Below are 17,461 nucleotides of genomic sequence, written 5' to 3'. Positions count from 1 at the left end.
AAGCGGGACGGCCCATGGCGACAGGTCCTAGCTCCGGACGACTACGGTGAATCGGACTCCAGCGTGCTCATTGGCGGAACCGCGCATCCTGCAAGCCATCTCGTACCACTCGGCGATCTACCGTGCCACCGGCCGCCGCAAATGCCGGCCGACATCCCCCACGAGATCGAGGGTGAACCGCCGCTCGGCAAACCGCCACTGCGCATTCCGGCGTAGAAACCGATCCTCGTATCGCCCGGCGACAACAGGCTGCAGTGAAAGCCCGTCCACTGCCTGCAACACGGTCACATACGACTGCGAACGCGCGGTCCCCGCATCCTCGTCCACCTCGAGGATCACGTTGGTCGTGATGTGTTTGGTCTTCGGTGTCCCATCGTCGTAGACGATCACCAGAGCCCGGAACATATCCTCGATCGCCTTGCACCCCTTCAACTCTCCCCCGCCGCCGAAGAAAGTGGCATCGGCAAGCAACTCCCCCAGCCCCGCGAAGTCGCCGCGATCCACGAGATCGGCGTAGCGATAGATCAGGTTCTCCAGTATGCGATGCGTCGACATGGAAATACGCTACAGATGCCGCTCACCGGGAATGCGGGCTCGACGCCAGTGGTCTACCCGAATACGCTTCGGAGATCAGGGCGAAACCAACTCGAGTTGCGGGTCAGGCTGTTTGGCTATCCTTGTATTCAGGCAGGGAGTGAGCACGAACTCCCGCTGCGGTCACAGGGGGCGGTGGGCGGTGCAGATCACCGAGTTCAGTGTCGACGGGCTGCGGTCGGCGATCATCGATCTACGGGCACGAGGAAAGCCTTTGACCTTTCGGCTCTTTCCGATGATCCATATCGGTCAGCCGCAGTTCTACCGGGAGGTGACGGACCGTCTGCGTGAGTGCGACCTGATTGTCTCGGAAGGTACCGACGCTCCCAGTTCCACCGGTCTCTCCGTCGTCCTCGCGATGCGACTGACCTTCCAGCGTTCCGCACGGCATCTGGTGCATCAGGACATCGACCATGCGGCGCTCGGTATCCCCATCGTGTGGCCGGACGCCCCCGCACGCCGCAATCGACGGCGGCGGATGTTGGTTCTGTCCCTTCTCGACCTCCTGCTGCTGACACCCTTCTATGTGGTGGTAATGGCTCTCGGCGGTCGTGGCTGGCTATTGCGAAGTCGGTTCGATGTCCACGACAACACCGAGGTGCGGCTCCGGTTCATGAACAAGATGTTCATCCAGGACCGGGACACAGCTCTGGTGTCGGCCCTCGGCAAGAAGTCGTGGCGGTCGTCTACGGTGCGGGGCATATGCCCGCGGTGATCGAGGCGTTGCATACCCGTTTCGGCTACCGGGCGGTCGGTGCCGAATGGGTGACGGTCTTCGATGAGGCCCTGCTCCACCGCCCGATCGAGTAACGGTGCGCGCCGGGCAGCTTCTACCGGGGGCCAATTGGGCAATACAGAACGTTGAGATGTACTCGGCTCGTTGTCTTTTCGGGCGCGCCGCATTGACGCCTCGAATCGCCCGCCCAGGGGCATGAGCGGATGACCTGATCACAGCCCTCGGCGGGCCCATGCACGGACCGTGGGCGGGGCGTAGAGCCATCGCTGCTCGTCTTCCAGCTCGGCCCGCGCGGCGGCAACCACCTCGGGCCGGACACCGAGACCGACCAGGGTGTCGTGCGCTTGCGCCCAGGTCAGGTTCCACATGCGCGCCATCGGTGAGCCTCCGCGAAACATCGGGATGTCCGCTTCGGCGTGAACATCGACGAGCCCGAGTCCCGCCAACTCCGTCGGCAGGTTGCGGGCCCACGATTGACTCGCGCCCGCGATCTCGGTCGAGCGTGCGAAAGCGCGCCAGACTTCGCCGAAAGCACCCGGCATTTCATCGAGTACGCCGAGCCCATCGCCTTCTTCGAGCACGAGCACGCCGCCAGGTGCCAGCGCCCGGGCCAATCGCCGCACAACGATGTCCCGATCGGCGATATGCAGCAGGACGAATCGGGTGTGGACGAAATCGAACGCGCCTTCAGGGAGGTCGTGGGCGACGAGGTCGAGTTGGGCGACTTCACCACCGCGGCCCGGTAGGTCGGCGAGATGGCGCGGGTCGGCATCGACGGCAAGCACTCGACCACCGGGCAATACGGCACTACACAGCCATCGCGCGAAGGACCCGCCGCCTGCTCCGGCTTCCAGGCACCGCCATCCCGCACGCACACCAAGCCGTTGCGCGAGCGCGATACTTGCTGGGTCATAGGCCGCGCCGAGCAGGGCAAGGCGTTCGTCGGCGAAATCCCATTCGTTCGGCAGCGTGTAGTGCGGGTCGTCCGGCGCGGAGATCGGTGAAGACGAGCTCATGTCCAGACGCTAGGCCTGGTCTCGTGAGCCGAGCGCGGTTTTGTGGTCTTCTGCGGTGCGAAGTGATCGAATCCACACCGCCAGAACAGCTTCGCCGGCATGGGCGGCCGGGCCTTCTAGAATTGTGGAGCCAGCTAACGCTTTCGGGTAGCAGTGAGGAATCGAGTGCGTAGAACGACGCCGTGGACCGCCGACGATATTCCCGATTTACCGGGATGCACCGCCGTCGTCACCGGCGCTACCGCGGGGCTCGGGCTGGCCACCGCGCGGATGCTCGCCGAACGCGGCGCACGGGTGATTTTGGCCTGTCGCAACATCGAAAAAGCCATCAAGGCGGCACAACTCATCCGCCGAAGCGCCCCTGCCGCCGACTTGCCGATCGTGCCATTGGATCTGGCCTCACAGCAGTCGGTGCGCACGGCGGCAGCGAGAGTCCGCACCGAATGCGACCGTGTCGATCTGCTGATCAACAACGCCGGCACGCTGATCCGGCACCGCACCCGCACCGAAGACGGATTCGAAACCACCTTCGCCACCAACCATCTCGGACCCTTCGCGTTCACCGGACTACTGCTGGACCTGCTGCGCGCGGCTCCGGCCGGGCGCGTAGTCACTGTCAGTAGCGGCTCAGCGACGTTCAAAACGGCCCTCGACCTCGAGGATCTGTCCTACCAGCATCGCGAATATCGGCCGCTGCGCGTGTATGGGGCCTCGAAGCTGGCAAACCTGTTGTTCACCTTCGAATTACAGCGTCGCCTCAACGGCACCGCTGTGCGGTCACTGGCCGCGCAACCAGGGCTGGCGCGCACCGACTTCGGCTACAACATGGGTGCGGTGCTGCGGTTTCTCAACCAGCCCCGCAACCGGTGGCTGACCGACTGGATGATGCAATCCCCCGACATGGGTGCCCTGCCCACCTTGCGTGCAGCCGTCGACCCCACCGCATGCGGCGGCGACTTCTACGGTCCCCCCAACGGCAGACTCCGCGGCTACCCCACCCACAACCAACCGACCGCCACCGCCGACGACCCCCACCTCGCCGCAGCTCTGTGGGCGAGATCCCAAGAACTGACCGGTGTCACCTACACCTTCGACTGAAAGGCATCAGCAACGAGACAGGACACCGGCGCAACCTCTTTCATCCGCTCAGTGGACCTTGCGGAACCTGGCGTCGAGAAACGTGAAGACCGCGAACGCGGCCAGGCCGGCCGCGACGATGAGCAGCAGCACGGTGCCGTACGGCTGGGTCGCCAGGGTTCTGAGCGCCACGTCCAGCCCGGTCGCCTTCTCCGGCCGGCTCTGCACGGCGGCCACGATGACGAGCACCCCCGCGCCGGCGTACACCGCACCGAGCGCCACGTAACCGACCTGCCCGAGCCGGATCACGACCCGTTCCGTCGACCGACTCACCTTGCGGAAGTCCTGCTCTCCGTGGAACTGCTTCGACCAGCCGTGGTGGGCGACGAACAGGCCCGCGGCGACGATGGCGAGCCCGATGAAGATCACCACCGGCTTGCCCCACTCCTTGCTGAGCAGGCTGCCGATGAGACCGAGCTGCGCCTCGTCGGTCGACGAGGCGGGCTTCCCTTTCGCGAGTTTGGCCGCGCTGTAGGCGAGGTAGCCGAACAGGATCGCCTCACCGAAGTTCATCACGCGAAGCAGCTTCTCCTTCCGGCTGTTTCGCGCGCCGGTGCCGGCTTCGAGCAACTGCCACAGCACGGCGAACCCGAGCCCGACGGCGATCAGCCAGAGCACGAACCCGCCGCCGGAGTTCTCCGCGAGGTTCTGCAGCGCACCGGTCTTGTCAGCTTTCCCGACCCCGTCACCGTCCAGGTCGCCGAGCGCGACCTGCACGCAGACCCAGGCCACCAGAAGATGGACTACGCCATACGCCACCAAGCCCACCCGCGCCGCCAACTGGAACGGCGCACTCCTGGCCACCTCGTGATGAACCTGATTCGACTTACTCATAACCACACCATGGGAAAACCGTAACCGCGCGAGCCCCGCACCGCGCCGGTCGCGGAATTATCGGATGTCCGAAATCGGCGGTTTCAGGCGCTATCCGATCGAGCACCGCAGAATTCGGCCGTCGTCGGAGCCGATGAGGAGTCGGCCGGGACCGACGACGGTCAAGGCTGTCGGTATGACGGGAATCTTTGCGACGGCGAGGTGTCGGCGCCAAAGGACTGCGCCGGAACGGAGTTCGAGTGCTACGAGCTCACCGTCGTCGTAGGCGATGTACACGCTCTCGTCGTCGGCATCGAGGGAGGTTGCCTCGCGATCGGCCCGCAAAATCCAGGTCGGCTCGCCGGTCGTTGCGCTGCGCCGCACGACGAACGAACCGCCGGGCTGTAGCCCGCGGCTGTTGTAGACGGTCCCCGCATGGACCAGGTCGCCGTCGGATGTCTCCACGCCCGGACCGGCGGAATGGGTCTCGCCCGGCGCCCACGAGAAGGGGAACACCCGTGTGAAGTCCGCCAGCTTCGGCGCTCGCGGAGGATGGACCACCTGCGATGGTTCGAAATCGGCTGTAGCAAGCCATGTTTCGCGCCCGCCGCTGCCCAAAGCGCCTTCGTTGCGCAGGATATCGTAGAAATAGATACGGGTACCGCGCCGGATACGGAGCCTGCTGTGTTCGTAATTGGATCCCTCCGGGGCAAATGCGGGCACGCCGTCAGCGCAGCGCACCAGAGACCCCGGAGCGGGTGGACTGAGCTGGTCGAGCTGCGCCCCGTCTTCGAGCGACAGCCGGACCACCGACTGCGGCTCGTTCCGCCATCCGCGTCGGATCAGAGCGATCCAGGCCGAACGCTCATCGGCGGCCACGACGATGTCGCGCCCACCCAGGTGATCCGGGACAGTCCAGAGCAGGTCGCCCGACGGCGACCAGGCTTCCAACCCGACGCCGTCGAGGGCGGCGATGATCCTGCCGTCGGACAGCTCTTCGAGCGCGCTAATGTTGCGCCGCGGCTGCCATTTCGGGGCCAGCTCGCAGATCCGCCGGCGCGCCCGGTCTCGGCCATCAGGACGCGGAAGTGGTATCCGAGGGCCGTCCAGGTCGTCTTCGGTGAGCGAGTTCGCCGGCACGGACCTCCAGTCCGGGCGATGTATCACCGCGACATACCCCTCGACCAGCGCGCTGTCGTCTTTGTGATCGTGCGGCGGCGCCATCCGCACGCGCAGCCGATGGTCGTCGAGCCATTCCAGACCCAGGACTTGGCGGCCGGAGTAGCTCTCGAAGCTGGAGTAGCTCTTCAACAGAGAGGTGGCCGCGCCCGTCTCCAAGTCCAGCAGGAGTAGCTGGCCTCTGAAGGCAAAGCCGCCGTCATAAGAACCCGAGCCGACTGCCAGAAGCGGAAGGCCGGGATGGAAAGCCATGGCGTGCACGGGAAACCGCGCACGCAGCAACCCGCGGCACGTTAGGTCGTCGGCACCGTAAACACCGACCGGCGCAGTGCGAGTGGAAAAGTCGCATGCACCCGCCACAGCCAGCACACGCTGACGTTCGTCCTCCACGACGAGGACCGGATCACCTACTTCGGCGAAGAGGCGATCCCCGATGATCCGGTCAATTCGGAACGAGACGGACATGCAGGCATCCTGCCCGGAACGCCGGCTCATCACACGGCGAGCTGCGATCGGCGGCCGAGCTCAACTGGCTGCCGCCAGCACCCGCCATACCTTCCGGGAACGCGAGCGGGGTTGCGGCGCTGCGTATTCGATCCGCCGGCGCGCTTCAGGGGCACTGATGCGCAGCAGATCGGCGAGTAGCTCCACCGTGTCCCGATAGCCGGTATCCGCGGCGAGGCCACGCCGCTCGGCTTCGGCGACCGCCGCGCGCATGGCGGCATCCAGTCGCCGCCGGCGGCGTTCGGTTTCGACGAGTATGCGCAGCAGGTCGACATCGGCCAGATCTGGCCATCCCGGCGCTGGAGCATCCGGTGCCAGCGCGGTCGAATGTATGGTCACCCGGACAGGCTACCTCAGGATAGAACGTATGTTCGATAAACTTGCTGGCGAGTTCGAGACGGCTTGGGCGAAGGCGGTGACACGGGCGGTCTCGCGATTGCGATGCCAGACGAGGCCCAGGCGTGAGCTCTCGACGCCGGTGACCGGGATGAAGGTGACCGAGCGGCGGCCGTGCTCCTGCGCCGCGGCATTGCACAGCAGCATTGCGCCTTGCCCGGTAGCGACCATGGCCAGCCCCTCGGCCAGGGTGCCCACGGTAGGGCCCGCCGGAACGGGCCGACCGCCGGGCGTGACGTCCAGGGATTGGGCGCGTCGCCAATAATGCGGCGCGGGGCCGCGCACACCGATCAGCGTGCATTCGGCGAGGTCCTCGGCCGACAGCACGGTGCGGCGCGCGAAGGGATGGTCGCTCGCGACGGCCAGGGTCTGCGGCTCTTCGGAAAAGACCTGCCCGAGAACGAGATCCTCCTCGGCGATCGGCAACAGGACGACCGCGACGTCGACCTCGTCGCGCTGCAACGCGCCGAACGGATCGGCGAGCGGGACCTCCACCAATTGCGTCGAGCACTCGGGATATCGGCGGTGGAACACCGCGATCGCGGCCATCAGCCGATCGTTGGAAGAACCCTGAAAACCTATGCGCAGCAAGCCTTGTACGCCGCGGGCCGCGCTGCGCACGCCCTCCATGGTGGCCTGGAGCGCGGTGTAGGCGGGGCGCAGTTCGGCAAGGAAGCCCTCACCGAGTGGCGTGAGCCGGACCCGGCGACTGGTGCGTTCCACGAGTGGAGCACCGACCCGGTGCTCGAGGGTCCGCAGCAGCTGACTCACCCGGCTCTGCGACAGATACAGCCGCTCGCCCGCCCGGCCGAAGTGCAGCTCGTCGGCCACCGCCAGAAACGCCTCCATCTCCCGAACTTCCAGACTGCCCATCCCGCATCCCTTCGCCAGGGGCTCCGCCGATCCCGATCCATGAGCCCAGCTAATGGAACGACGAGCACTTCGTCGTTGTTTCCTGGACGGTTGCCCATTTGAGTGGATGACATGACACAGGCAGAGGAAATCGCGGGCCCGCCACCGGCACAAGAGGATTCGACGGTGCGTGGATGGTCGGGCGTGGCTGTACTGGCGGCCGCGACCTTCACGGTGGTCACCGCGGAGATGCTCCCGGTCGGACTGCTCACTCCCATGGGTGCCGCATTGCAGGTCAGCGAGGGCCGGGCCGGGCTTTCGCTGACCATCACCGGGGTGGTCGCCGCGATCGCCGCGCCCCTGCTGACCTCCGCGCTCGGGCGGTTCGATCGGCGCCGGGTATTCGGCTGGCTGCTGGCGGTGGTGGCGCTGGGCAACCTCGGCGCGGCGTGGTCACCGAACTTCGGCGTGCTGGCCGCGGCCCGCGTGCTGGTCGGCATCGGGATGGGCGGCGTCTGGGCGATGGCCGCGGCGATGGCCGTGCGCCTGGTGCCGGTGAAGTCGGCGGGGCCGGCCACCGCACTGGTGTTCAGCGGCGTGGCGGTCGCCTCGGTGCTCGGCATTCCCGCGGGCGCGTTCCTCGGCGCGCTCGCCGGATGGCGGGTGGCCTTCCTGGCCACCGCGGCCCTGGCCGTCCTGGTGCTGCTCGCGGTCGCCGCGGTGCTCCCGAGAATGACTGCCGGACAGGCAGTTTCGCTGGGCGGCGTGCTGCGGCTCTTCGGCTACCCCCAGGTGCGGACCGGGCTGCTCATCGTCGCGTTCCTGGTGACCGGGCATTTCGCGGCCTACACCTACGTGCGACCGGTGCTGGAGCGGGTATCCGGCGCGGGCCCGGCGACCATCGGCACGCTGCTGCTCGTTTACGGAATCGCCGGAGTCATCGGCAATTTCGTCGCGGGCAACGCGGTCGTCCGCGCGCCGCGCGCCACCCTGATCGTCCTCAGCACGGTGCTGGCGCTCACAGTGCTGGCACTCCCCGCGCTCGGCGGGTCCCTGGTGGTGGCCGGAACGCTGATGGCCATCTGGGGGCTTACCTACGGCGGTGTCTCCATCAGCAGCCTGACCTGGGTCGTAGCCTCCGCCCCCAGGTTCCGCGAGGGTGCTTCCGCCCTGCTCACCAGTATTTTCAATGCGGCGATCGCGGTGGGCGCACTGGTCGGCGGCTTGGCCGCCGACGTCGTCGACGTCACCTCGGCGATGTGGCTCGGTGGCGTACTCGCCGCAGCAGCCCTGCTCACCGCCGCCCTCGGCCCGGCCCCGGTCGACGGACGAGTTCGAGATTCCTAGTCGTCAGCTACTCGAGCCACCCGGCATCACGGGCCGCCCACGGGTTGCACTCGTACATGGAGGGCGTGACGGAGGCGTTCGGGTCGAGCGACGGGTGCTGGCCCCAGCCGAACCAATTGGCGACATTTTTGGAGGTGCCATGGAAGCGACGTTCACCCGGGCGGTCCCCCGCGCCGCTGTTGTTGTCGTTGGCCTGCTTGGTAAGGCTGGCGGTGATCGAGCCGCGACCGGTGTTGGTGCCGTAGAACATTCCGGAGAAACACCATGCCTGCAGTTCGAGCCTGCGGTTGAGCAGGTCTACGGCCGGGTCCGAATAATCGAGGGCTGCGACGCGGGCCTGGAATGCGGTCATGAGGCCGGTGACCCGCTGAAGGTGGTGCCCGTACTCGTGGGACAGCACCGCGAGCGCATAGCCGACACCGTATTCGGTGATGGGTTTCATCGTGTCGTAGGGCATCACGATCTCCCCGCCCTGGGAACAGTAGAACGCTTCGCGCCCAGACGCATTGGCGCCGCACGCGCCGTTGTAGTCGGCACCGCGGGCGCCTGCCCATAACGACGGCGCAGTGAGAGTGATGCCGAATCCGGCGAGAGCGGGTCGCCACGAATCGTTGTGACATTCGATGGCGGCCCGGTAAAAGGCTTCGGCCGCAGCCTGATTCGCGCTCCAGGCGGGCAGGCGGCAGTTCACGGCACTGATTCCGGCGCCTTCGCGGGTGAGGATGGGGTTGTACCCGAGGTCGGGATCGCTTTGGACCGGTCCGCTGGTGCTGGGGGTTCGCGGGGGCGAGGTCCGCGTGGTGGAGGTCGTCGTGGTCGGACTGAGCGAGCTGCTCGTCGGCAGCGGACTCGAGGAAGTTGTCGCCGACGCCGCCGTGGCGTGGCCCGCCGTGGTGCGGTCAGCGACACCGCAACCGGAAATCAAACTGACAGCGACCACGACAAGAGCCCCCCACACGCACTTCATCGGCTCTGTCTACCACAGCAAGATCGTCCGCACCGCCCCGCCGGGTGTGGGTCAGCCGACGGTCAGGATCGCGTGCGGGACGGTGCAATCCACTGAACCAGTTCGACCACCACTCCATTCGGATCGATGAGCTGGAAATGCCGTTCGCCCCAAGACTCTTCACACAATTCCACCGCGATGGGCGCACCCTCACCACACAGCCGGTCGTACTCGGCAGTGACATCGGGAACAGTGAGGGACACCACGAAGCCGGCCGGCCGTTCGTCCTCCAGCCAGCCGGAGCGGGTTCGTGGCTGCAGCACGATCGCGGTGGCGGCATCCGAACGGGCCAGCCGCACATAGTCGTCGGCGGCGGCGGACTCGTGATATCCGAGGTAGGTGGTGAAGAAGACACTGGACGCCGGCGGGTCATCCACCGTCAGGGACAAGGTGGAATTCATGACGATCATGGTTTCACTTTCACGTGGCCGGATGATCCGAACAACGGCCGATTCGATAATCTGCCATAACTCAGCGGTTATGAAAGCAGGTCGGGTGGAGCTTCGGGATGTCGAGATCTTCCTGGCCTTGGCCGAGGAGCTGCATTTCGGCCGGACCGCCGAGCGACTGCACGTGACCCAGGCACGGGTCAGCCAGGCGATCAAGAAGCAGGAGCGGCACATCGGCGGCGCCTTGTTCGAGCGATCCAGTCGCAGAGTCACTCTGACCCCGATCGGCAAGCAACTCTACGAGGATCTGGCCCCCCTGTATCGCGGCTTCCAGGAAAGCTTGCGGCGGGCTACCGCCGCGGCGCGCGGCAAGACCACCACACTGCGGCTCGGCATGATCAGCACCAACCAGGCCGAACTGAAACCCCTCTTCGATCTGTTCACCGCCCGGCATCCCGAATGCGAGACGCAGGTCCGCGTCATCGGTTTCGATGACCCATTCGGCCCGCTCCGGCGCGACGAAGTCGATGTGAGCATCCTCTGGTTACCGGTGCGGGAGCCGGATCTCACGACGGGCCCGGTTGCCTTCACCGAACCCGTGGTCCTCGCCCTGGCCATCGACCATCCGCTGGCCGCACGCGGTTGGGCCACCCGCGAAGATCTCGGTGACACGACGGTGATAGGCGGAGCGCGTCCGGACTACTGGCGCGAGGGACTGGTCCCCGCCCACACGCCCCGGGGGCGGCCGATTCGGATCGGTCCGGTCGCCGCGAATCTCCTCGAGATGACACCGTTCCTGGCCGCGGGAGAAGCAGTGTCGCCCATGCATTCCCACGCCTCGCGCTACTATCCGCACCCGCAGATCACCTACATACCGATCACCGACGCCCCACCTGCTCAGTGGGCACTGATCTGGCGAACGGCCACCGAGACAAGCCTCACTCGCGACTTCGCACGGGCGGTCCGGGATGTCGGCCCGCTCGCCCTGTAGGTCGATCCACTCCTGCAGCGAATCAATGATCGGCTGAGTCGCAACAGCGCCGAAGCTCTCGGATGGACGGTCGGTGGGATCGGCATCGGCATCGGCATCAACGCCGTAAACGTGCTGATCTTCGAGTCGGCCTGAACCGAACGCGCCGGTCGCGGTGGCGCGGTGGTTCAATCGCTCGATGCATGGTGACGAGATCATCGGTCAGTGGAGTGCGGAGGCCGGGTATCACAGCTCGATGGAGGACGAGCAGTTCGTCTTCTGGGGTGACGGTGTGGGGTTGGTGGAGTACGCGCGGCCGGGAGCGAGTGAGTGCGTGCTGTTCCGGTGGGCGCGGACGGCGATTCGGACGGTGCGCCTCGAACCGTATCGGAGCGTCCGGGGCGATGCGGTTGTGGATGATGTGCCCGAGGTGGTCGAGATCGGTTATCGGATCACGCGGGAGGAGCGGCCGCTGATCGGTGAGGTGCTGCCGGTGCTGTATCTGCCCGCTCCGTTCGCGGCGACTCCGGATCGCGGGTACGGGCTGATCACGCGGGAACCGGCGGTGTATTTCACGAAGATGCGGCGTGCGAGGTCGTAAATCGGTTACATCGGCATAGCCTGCTCACCCACTGCCGGAGTTCGGCTGGGCGCAACTCCGTTGTCCTGCTGTTGATCTCACGGCCTGCGGTGTTTTGTTCAGTCTCGGCGTAGAACCGCCCACTGGTAGTGCCAGCTCTCCGCACCTGACCAAGTCCGCCACTGTTCGAGGGTGCCGTGCCGTTTCAGCACCGCCTGCAACGCGGCGTCGGTGCGGATGCTGAAGAACCGGGCCGGGCCGTGCCCGCTGTCGTTGTCCCACTGCTGTTCGCTGCCGTGCTGGTCGCCCCACAGGCCGATCGCCAGCGGCGCTCCCGGCCGCAGGACGCGCAGGATCTCGGATAGCGCCTCGTCCAGGTCGGTGTCGGCGATATGCAGCAGGGTGCTCATGGTCCAGCCGGCGCCGAAGCTCGCGTCCTCGAACGGAAGCTGCAGGACGGAAGCCTGGCGCGCGTCCAGCCCCAGCGCCCGGGCGGTCGCGACGCTCTCAGGGGCGAGGTCGACGCCGGTGTAGGCGAGACCCGCGTCGGCGAACGCGATGCCATCGCGGCCCGGGCCGCAGCCGATTTCCAGCATGTCCGCGATGTCTTCCCGCCGGAGGAGCTCGAGGTATTCGGCACGGCGCAGTAGCCGTGGCGGTGGCAGTTCGCGTGCCGCGCGTTCGCGAATTTCGTTGTCGTAGTAGGCGATCAGGTCAGCCTCGCGCTGAGCCCGTGACGGTAGGTGCATGCAGACATCATGAGATAGGGCGTGCACCAGTCTGCCGGATCGCGGCATGAGCGGGTGTTGAACCAGGAGTGGGAGTTCCGTCGTCCCGGCAGGAACGAGAAGGCTTACATCTAATTGCGCACATATACATAAAGGCGTATATTCGGAGCATGGTCGTTACCGTGCAGCAGCGACTAGCTGCGATCTCCGAGCCGAACCGGTTCCGGATCGTCGAGTTGCTGAAGGACGGGCCGCAGCCGGTCGGCGGCATCGTCGAGGCGCTCGGATTGGGCCAGCCGCAGGTGTCCCGGCACCTGCGGCTGCTCGCGGAGGCGGGCGTGGTCGAGGTGACCAAGCGGGCACAGCAGCGGATCTATCACCTACATCCCGAGGCGATGCAGGTGATCAGCGACTGGACGCAGGGCTTCGCGGTGCTGTGGGCGGAACGAATGGATCGCCTCGGGTCCTTCCTCGACGACGACCGCGCACCCGAGCCGAACCAGTGAGGAGGTCGACCGTGCCCGACGGCATCGTGATCGACAGGACGAACAACACCATCCACCTCCGCCGCACCTACGGCGCCGGCGTCGACCGCGCCTGGTGGGCCTGGACCGATCCGGAGGCGATCAGTCGCTGGTGGGGGCCGCAGGGCTGGGTGGCGACCGTGTACGAGATGGACGTGCGACCAGGCGGTCGCTGGCGCTTCCAGATCGCGCCGGCGGACGGCTCGGCAGCCGCGGTACGCGGTGTCGCCACCTACACCGTGGTCGTTCCGCACGCCGAGTTGGCCTACGACGACGCGTTCGCCGACGAGGCATGGCGGCCCGACGGCACGGGCACCTTCCCCACCACGGTCACCTTCGCCGCGGCCGGCACCGGGTGCACCGTCGAGGTCGTGGCGAGCTTTCCCGACCGCGCGGCGTTGCAGCGGGCGGTCGCGCAGCAGATGGCCGAGGGCTACGCCGAGGCGCTCGACCGACTCGGCAACGTCATGAACACCGAGAACCACTGAAGGAGAAGGACTATGCGCACGCTCACCTCTGCCGATGGCACCACGATCGCCTACGAGCTGACCGGGTCGGGCCCCGCGATCATCGTGGTCAGCAACGTCGCGGAAGACCACTCCAGTGTCGCGGGGCTGACCACGGCATTGGCGAAGGACTTCACCGTGATCAGTTTCGATCGGCGCGGCCGCGGCGCCAGCGGTGACCCGCAGCCCTACGACCCGGCCCGCGAGATCGACGACATCGCCGCACTGATCGACATCCTCGGCGGATCCGCAGCCCTGACCAGCGGATCCGGCGGCTGCGGGCTCGTACTGGATGCGGCCGGCGCGCTGGGCGACAAGGTCAGCGGTCTCTACCTCTACGAGCCTCCGTTCATCGTCGACGGCTCCCGGCCGCCGGTCCCCGCCGACTCCGTCGAGCATCTGGAAGCGCTGGTCGCGGCGGGCCGGCGCAGCGAGGCGAGCGAGTACTTCATGACCGAGGTGGTCGGTGTCCCCGGCGAATACATCCCGATGATGAAGGCGGACCCGTCGTGGGCGCAGATGGCGGCCTATGCCCACACCTACGCCTACGACGGTCGAATCTGGCGCGGCCTCCAGGACGGCACACCCCTGCCCACCGACCGCTGGACCATCGACGCGCCGATCGCCGTCGCCGTGGGCGCCAACAGCGAGGCTTTCATGCGCACGGGCGCCGAGGCGCTGGCCGCGATCCTGTCGAACGTCACCGTGCTGACGCTGGCCGACCAGGACCACTCCGCGTTCTGGGCCGCTCCCGAGCCGGTGGCGGAACAGCTCCGCACGTTCCTTCTCGACAATGGGACGACAGTCAGCGGATGAGGCGGAAGAACCCGCGCACCTGCTCGACCAGCGACTCCGGCTGCTCCAGCGCGGCGAAGTGACCACCGTGCGGTAGTTCCTCGAACCAGCGCAGGTCGGTGAACCGCAGCTCGGCCTCCCGCCGCGACGGACGAGTGATGTCGCGCGGGTAGATCGACAGCCCGGACGGCGCGGTCACCTTGTCCCGGAAGTGGGCGAAGCTCTCCCAGTACAGGCGCGCCGAGGACGTGGCCGACGCGGTGAACCAATAGACCGAGATCTCATCGAGGATCGTCCGGCGCGACAACGCGTCCTCGGGATGGCCGTCGTTGTCCGTCCATGCCCAGAACTTCTCGGCGATCCAGGCGGCCTGGCCCGCCGGGGAGTCCGTGAGGCCGTACCCGAGGGTCTGGGGCCGGGTCGCCTGGATCGCCGAGTACCCGCGGCCGGTCCGCTGGAAGTCCTTCTCGGCCTTCAGGTTCGCCAGCTCCGCAGGCGTCGGATCCTCGAACGTGCCCGCCGCCACGGACCCCAGGTTGAGGTGCACGCCGGCGACTCGCTCGGGTGCCACCTCGCCCAGCGCGCCGGACACCGCCGAACCCCAGTCGCCGCCCTGCGCGCCGTAGCGTTCGTAACCCAGCGAAACCATCAACGTGTCCCAGGCGCGCGCGGTGCGAGTGACGCCCCACCCGGTCGTCGACGGCTTGTCACTCCAGCCGTATCCGGGCAGCGACGGCGCGACGACGTGGAACGCGTCCGCCGGGTCGCCGCCGTGTGCGCGCGGGTCGGTCAGCGGGCCGAGGACTTCGAGGAACTCGAGCACCGAACCCGGCCACCCGTGGGTGAGCACGAGCGGGAACGCGTCCGGCTCGGGCGAACGGACGTGCAGGAAATGGATGCCCAGTCCGTCGATCGTGTCGCGGTACTGCGGGAACACGTTGAGCCGCTCGGCGAACCCGAAGTCGTAGTCCTCGGCCCAACTGCGGCACAGCTCCTGCGCGTACGCCAGCGGCACACCCTGTGACCAGTCGTCGACCGGCTCGGGCTCGGGCCACCGCGTCCGTCGCAATCGTTCACGTAGATCCGCGATCTCGGCGTCGGTGATCCTGACTTCGAATGGCTCGGCGGCCACAGCGGGGCTCCTTTCTCGACAAGAAGCCTCAACTCCTCGCATAGCCGTACAGGAAAGCGCGCACGCCGTTGCCGACGGCACGAGTGCGGTTGCGTCGCGTAGCTCAGCGTAATTCCAGCGCTCGCGCTCGGCCGTAACGGACGGTTCCGTACCGGGCGCCCGCATTGCCACGCGCGTCATCGCGGGCACTGCCCGCTCGGCACTGATCAGTTCGGCCCGGATGCGGCGGTGAGACTGCGGACGAGCAGGTCGATGACCGCTCGCTTGTCCGCGTCGCCGCGCTGGTGGGTAAGGAGACCTTCGATGACGAAGGTACCGATGGCGGACATAGCGGCCAGGTCGGTTGCGGCCACACCCGCGGCACGGAGGCTATCGGCGAACAGCGCATCGGCCAGCTGGTGGAAACCTTCGTGCCAGGCGTCGATGGCGGGAGATGTCGCCGCGCGTGCGTGCACGGTGTTGACCAGCCCGTGCAGCTCTTCGAGCTGGTCGACCACCCAGAGCAACCGGTCGTTCAACGACTGGTCGTCGATCTCCGCGTAGGTGGCGAGTGCCCCGGCCAGGACGCGGTCCAGAACCGCGATGAGCAACTCGTCCTTGTCCTGGAAGTACCAGTAGATCGTATTGACAGTGACGCCTGCGCTTTTGGCGATTCGCCCCGTGGACGCGGACTCGAAGCCGTCTTCGATGAGCAGGCGTTGCGCGGCGGCGATGATCTCCTCGCGCTTCTCCTCGCGGTTCCGCGGGCCTCGATTCCTGGGCACCGCACCACCTTATCTTGAGCGTCGCTCAAGAAGGCGCTACCCTTCTTGAGCGACGTTCAAGAGATCATGAGATGAGGTCGTTTCCCATGGACCCCGACAACGCGGCGGCCGAGCTGCGCCGGCTCGACACCAGCAGCCTGCTCGCCCTGTTCACCACACTGGAAGCCCCCACCATCGCCGAGATCGACGGCGAGTACACCGCCGCTCTGCTGGCCCAGCCGAATCTGTTCGCTGTGACGACCGGAAAGGCGGCCGTGGCCAATCCGCTCGGGCCGTGGCTGTGCAAGGCTTTTCGGCCCGTCGACGAGCACGGCGGGCGCGGTTACAACACTTTCAGCGAGTTCGGCCGGGTCCGGCAGCGCTATCCGATGCGCACGCTCGTGGCCCCGTCCCGCTACGACGGCGCTCCGGCCTACACGCTCATCTATCGGGCCTACACCTCGCTATGCGGCTCGATCCACATGGTGGACGAAGTGCGCAGGGCCGCCCCCGGGGTCCACCTGGGCATGGGCACCTGGGGATTCACCGACGCCCAGCGCCGCGTCCCCCGTCCCTTCCTGCTGACCGGCCCCGTCGGTCCGTATCGCGGCGACATCGGCACAGCCCGGCCCGACTTCACACCCGGCCACCGCGAGCTTCCCGGCCTCACGCCGACCGCCCCCACCCGAGCGAAGGAACTATGACCAACTCCCCCCGCACCGCACTGATCACCGGCGCGTCCGCCGGCATCGGCACCGCGTTTGCTCACCACCTGGCCGCCGGCGGCTACCAGTTGCTCTTGGTCGCCCGCCGCGGCGACCGGCTGAAGGAACTCGCCGCGCAACTGGCCGAACGGCACGAGGTGCGCTGCGAGGTCTTCGCGGCCGACCTCACCGACCCCGCCGCGCCCACCGCGGTCCTTGACCACGCCGACCAGCAGGGCCTGAACATCGACATCCTGATCAACAACGCGGGACTGTCCGGCAAAACCGCCTTCGCCGACACCCCGTGGGAGGTCTTGGCCGGCGAGATCCAGCTGATGGTGACCGCCCAGACCCAACTCGCCCACCTGGTCATCCCCGGCATGAAAGAACGTCGCTGGGGCCGCATCGTCAACCTGTCCTCGGTCGCCGCGTTCGCTCCACCCGCGGCCAGCCTGCTCTACACCGGCATCAAGTCCTACGTCCTGAACACCTCACAGGCCCTCGACATGGAACTCAAACCCCACGGCATCCACGTCACCGCCCTGTGCCCCGGCTTCACCCGCACCGAGTTCCACGATGTGATGGGCACCCGCGGCCGAGCCGACCACCTACCCGGAATCCTCTGGCAGCAGCCCGACGCCGTCGTCGCCGAGGGCTGGGCAGCCGTGATGAAAGGCAAACCCGTGTGCGTCCCGGGCACCGTCAACAAGATCTCCGCTGCCGCCATGAAGCCCCTGCCCATCCGCTTGGGTTACCTCGCCGGGAAGACCTTCAACCCGTTCAAGAACAGCTGAAGCCGCTCACCCGAAC

21 protein-coding genes are annotated in these 17,461 nt (G+C 67.0%); 10 read left to right on the top strand and 11 right to left on the bottom strand.

What is annotated here, in order from left to right:
* Positions 1-117: 117 nt before the first annotated feature.
* On the bottom strand, positions 118-555 hold the full coding sequence (locus AB0H76_RS12385) for a nuclear transport factor 2 family protein (RefSeq protein WP_357321603.1): 438 nt from the start codon (positions 553-555) through the stop codon (positions 118-120).
* A 181-nt stretch (positions 556-736) separates the two neighbouring features.
* On the opposite strand from AB0H76_RS12385, the gene AB0H76_RS12380 reads away from it, so the two are divergent.
* Positions 737-1,309, top strand: a complete 573-nt coding sequence (locus AB0H76_RS12380; protein WP_357321600.1) for a hypothetical protein — start codon at positions 737-739, stop codon at positions 1,307-1,309.
* A gap of 233 nt (positions 1,310-1,542) precedes the next feature.
* Here the strand turns inward: AB0H76_RS12380 and AB0H76_RS12375 are convergent, their stop codons facing one another.
* The gene (locus AB0H76_RS12375; protein ID WP_357321597.1) at positions 1,543-2,346 is read right to left on the bottom strand and encodes a class I SAM-dependent methyltransferase; all 804 of its coding nucleotides are present in this window, start codon (positions 2,344-2,346) and stop codon (positions 1,543-1,545) included.
* Positions 2,347-2,499: 153 nt separating this feature from the next.
* On the opposite strand from AB0H76_RS12375, the gene AB0H76_RS12370 reads away from it, so the two are divergent.
* Complete coding sequence (locus tag AB0H76_RS12370) at positions 2,500-3,444, top strand: oxidoreductase (RefSeq protein WP_357321594.1); 945 nt, start codon at positions 2,500-2,502, stop codon at positions 3,442-3,444.
* A gap of 48 nt (positions 3,445-3,492) precedes the next feature.
* Here AB0H76_RS12370 and AB0H76_RS12365 read toward each other — a convergent pair whose 3' ends face one another.
* The 4 genes from AB0H76_RS12365 to AB0H76_RS12350 all read right to left on the bottom strand — a co-directional run bounded on the left by AB0H76_RS12365 (position 3,493) and on the right by AB0H76_RS12350 (position 7,248).
* The gene (locus tag AB0H76_RS12365; protein ID WP_357321592.1) at positions 3,493-4,317 is read right to left on the bottom strand and encodes a DUF1206 domain-containing protein; all 825 of its coding nucleotides are present in this window, start codon (positions 4,315-4,317) and stop codon (positions 3,493-3,495) included.
* A gap of 90 nt (positions 4,318-4,407) precedes the next feature.
* Positions 4,408-5,940 (bottom strand): PQQ-binding-like beta-propeller repeat protein, encoded by a 1,533-nt coding sequence (locus AB0H76_RS12360; RefSeq protein WP_357321589.1) that lies wholly within the window; start codon positions 5,938-5,940, stop codon positions 4,408-4,410.
* 60 nt (positions 5,941-6,000) lie between these two features.
* Positions 6,001-6,318, bottom strand: coding sequence for a DUF222 domain-containing protein (locus AB0H76_RS12355; protein WP_357321587.1), 318 nt, complete (start codon positions 6,316-6,318; stop codon positions 6,001-6,003).
* A 9-nt stretch (positions 6,319-6,327) separates the two neighbouring features.
* The gene (locus tag AB0H76_RS12350) at positions 6,328-7,248 is read right to left on the bottom strand and encodes a LysR family transcriptional regulator (RefSeq protein WP_357321585.1); all 921 of its coding nucleotides are present in this window, start codon (positions 7,246-7,248) and stop codon (positions 6,328-6,330) included.
* Positions 7,249-7,359: 111 nt separating this feature from the next.
* Between AB0H76_RS12350 and AB0H76_RS12345 the strand changes: the two genes are divergently transcribed.
* Entirely contained in the window at positions 7,360-8,574 is a 1,215-nt protein-coding gene (locus tag AB0H76_RS12345) for an MFS transporter (RefSeq protein WP_357321583.1), read from the top strand.
* Between the two features lie 7 nt (positions 8,575-8,581).
* Here AB0H76_RS12345 and AB0H76_RS12340 read toward each other — a convergent pair whose 3' ends face one another.
* The gene (locus AB0H76_RS12340; RefSeq protein ID WP_357321581.1) at positions 8,582-9,541 is read right to left on the bottom strand and encodes a neutral zinc metallopeptidase; all 960 of its coding nucleotides are present in this window, start codon (positions 9,539-9,541) and stop codon (positions 8,582-8,584) included.
* Between the two features lie 62 nt (positions 9,542-9,603).
* On the bottom strand, positions 9,604-9,981 hold the full coding sequence (locus AB0H76_RS12335) for a VOC family protein (protein WP_357321579.1): 378 nt from the start codon (positions 9,979-9,981) through the stop codon (positions 9,604-9,606).
* On the opposite strand from AB0H76_RS12335, the gene AB0H76_RS12330 reads away from it, so the two are divergent.
* Positions 9,980-10,960: a LysR family transcriptional regulator gene (locus tag AB0H76_RS12330; protein WP_357321577.1), complete on the top strand. Its 981-nt coding sequence runs from the start codon at positions 9,980-9,982 to the stop codon at positions 10,958-10,960. The genes AB0H76_RS12335 and AB0H76_RS12330 overlap by 2 nt on opposite strands.
* Positions 10,961-11,138: 178 nt before the next feature.
* On the top strand, positions 11,139-11,540 hold the full coding sequence (locus AB0H76_RS12325; protein ID WP_357321574.1) for a hypothetical protein: 402 nt from the start codon (positions 11,139-11,141) through the stop codon (positions 11,538-11,540).
* A 98-nt stretch (positions 11,541-11,638) separates the two neighbouring features.
* Here the strand turns inward: AB0H76_RS12325 and AB0H76_RS12320 are convergent, their stop codons facing one another.
* Positions 11,639-12,268, bottom strand: coding sequence for a class I SAM-dependent methyltransferase (locus AB0H76_RS12320; RefSeq protein ID WP_357321572.1), 630 nt, complete (start codon positions 12,266-12,268; stop codon positions 11,639-11,641).
* Between the two features lie 149 nt (positions 12,269-12,417).
* Between AB0H76_RS12320 and AB0H76_RS12315 the strand changes: the two genes are divergently transcribed.
* Genes AB0H76_RS12315 through AB0H76_RS12305 form a run of 3 tightly spaced genes read left to right on the top strand, consistent with a single transcriptional unit; the run spans position 12,418 to position 14,093 of the window.
* Positions 12,418-12,753: a metalloregulator ArsR/SmtB family transcription factor gene (locus AB0H76_RS12315; protein ID WP_357321569.1), complete on the top strand. Its 336-nt coding sequence runs from the start codon at positions 12,418-12,420 to the stop codon at positions 12,751-12,753.
* 11 nt (positions 12,754-12,764) lie between these two features.
* Positions 12,765-13,259 carry an SRPBCC domain-containing protein gene (locus AB0H76_RS12310; RefSeq protein WP_357321566.1) on the top strand — a complete coding sequence of 165 codons (495 nt, stop codon included), beginning with the start codon at positions 12,765-12,767 and terminating at the stop codon, positions 13,257-13,259.
* 12 nt (positions 13,260-13,271) lie between these two features.
* Positions 13,272-14,093, top strand: a complete 822-nt coding sequence (locus tag AB0H76_RS12305) for an alpha/beta hydrolase (protein ID WP_357321564.1) — start codon at positions 13,272-13,274, stop codon at positions 14,091-14,093.
* Here AB0H76_RS12305 and AB0H76_RS12300 read toward each other — a convergent pair.
* Together AB0H76_RS12300 and AB0H76_RS12295 are read right to left on the bottom strand one after the other, a co-directional pair.
* Positions 14,083-15,246, bottom strand: coding sequence for an epoxide hydrolase (locus AB0H76_RS12300; protein ID WP_357321562.1), 1,164 nt, complete (start codon positions 15,244-15,246; stop codon positions 14,083-14,085). The two genes, AB0H76_RS12305 and AB0H76_RS12300, sit on opposite strands and share 11 nt — an antisense overlap.
* A 164-nt stretch (positions 15,247-15,410) precedes the next feature.
* Positions 15,411-15,968 (bottom strand): TetR/AcrR family transcriptional regulator, encoded by a 558-nt coding sequence (locus AB0H76_RS12295; protein WP_357321559.1) that lies wholly within the window; start codon positions 15,966-15,968, stop codon positions 15,411-15,413.
* Positions 15,969-16,054: 86 nt separating this feature from the next.
* Here AB0H76_RS12295 and AB0H76_RS12290 point away from each other — a divergent pair, with 86 nt between their 5' ends.
* Entirely contained in the window at positions 16,055-16,651 is a 597-nt protein-coding gene (locus tag AB0H76_RS12290; RefSeq protein ID WP_357321557.1) for a hypothetical protein, read from the top strand.
* The gene (locus AB0H76_RS12285; RefSeq protein WP_357321554.1) at positions 16,648-17,445 is read left to right on the top strand and encodes an SDR family oxidoreductase; all 798 of its coding nucleotides are present in this window, start codon (positions 16,648-16,650) and stop codon (positions 17,443-17,445) included. The genes AB0H76_RS12290 and AB0H76_RS12285 overlap by 4 nt, the downstream gene beginning before the upstream one ends.
* Positions 17,446-17,461: the final 16 nt, after the last annotated feature.

It is taken from the genome of Nocardia sp. NPDC050712 (genome assembly GCF_040654295.1).
GTDB lineage: Bacteria > Actinomycetota > Actinomycetes > Mycobacteriales > Mycobacteriaceae > Nocardia.
This window is presented reverse-complemented; position numbering and strand designations above follow the sequence as displayed.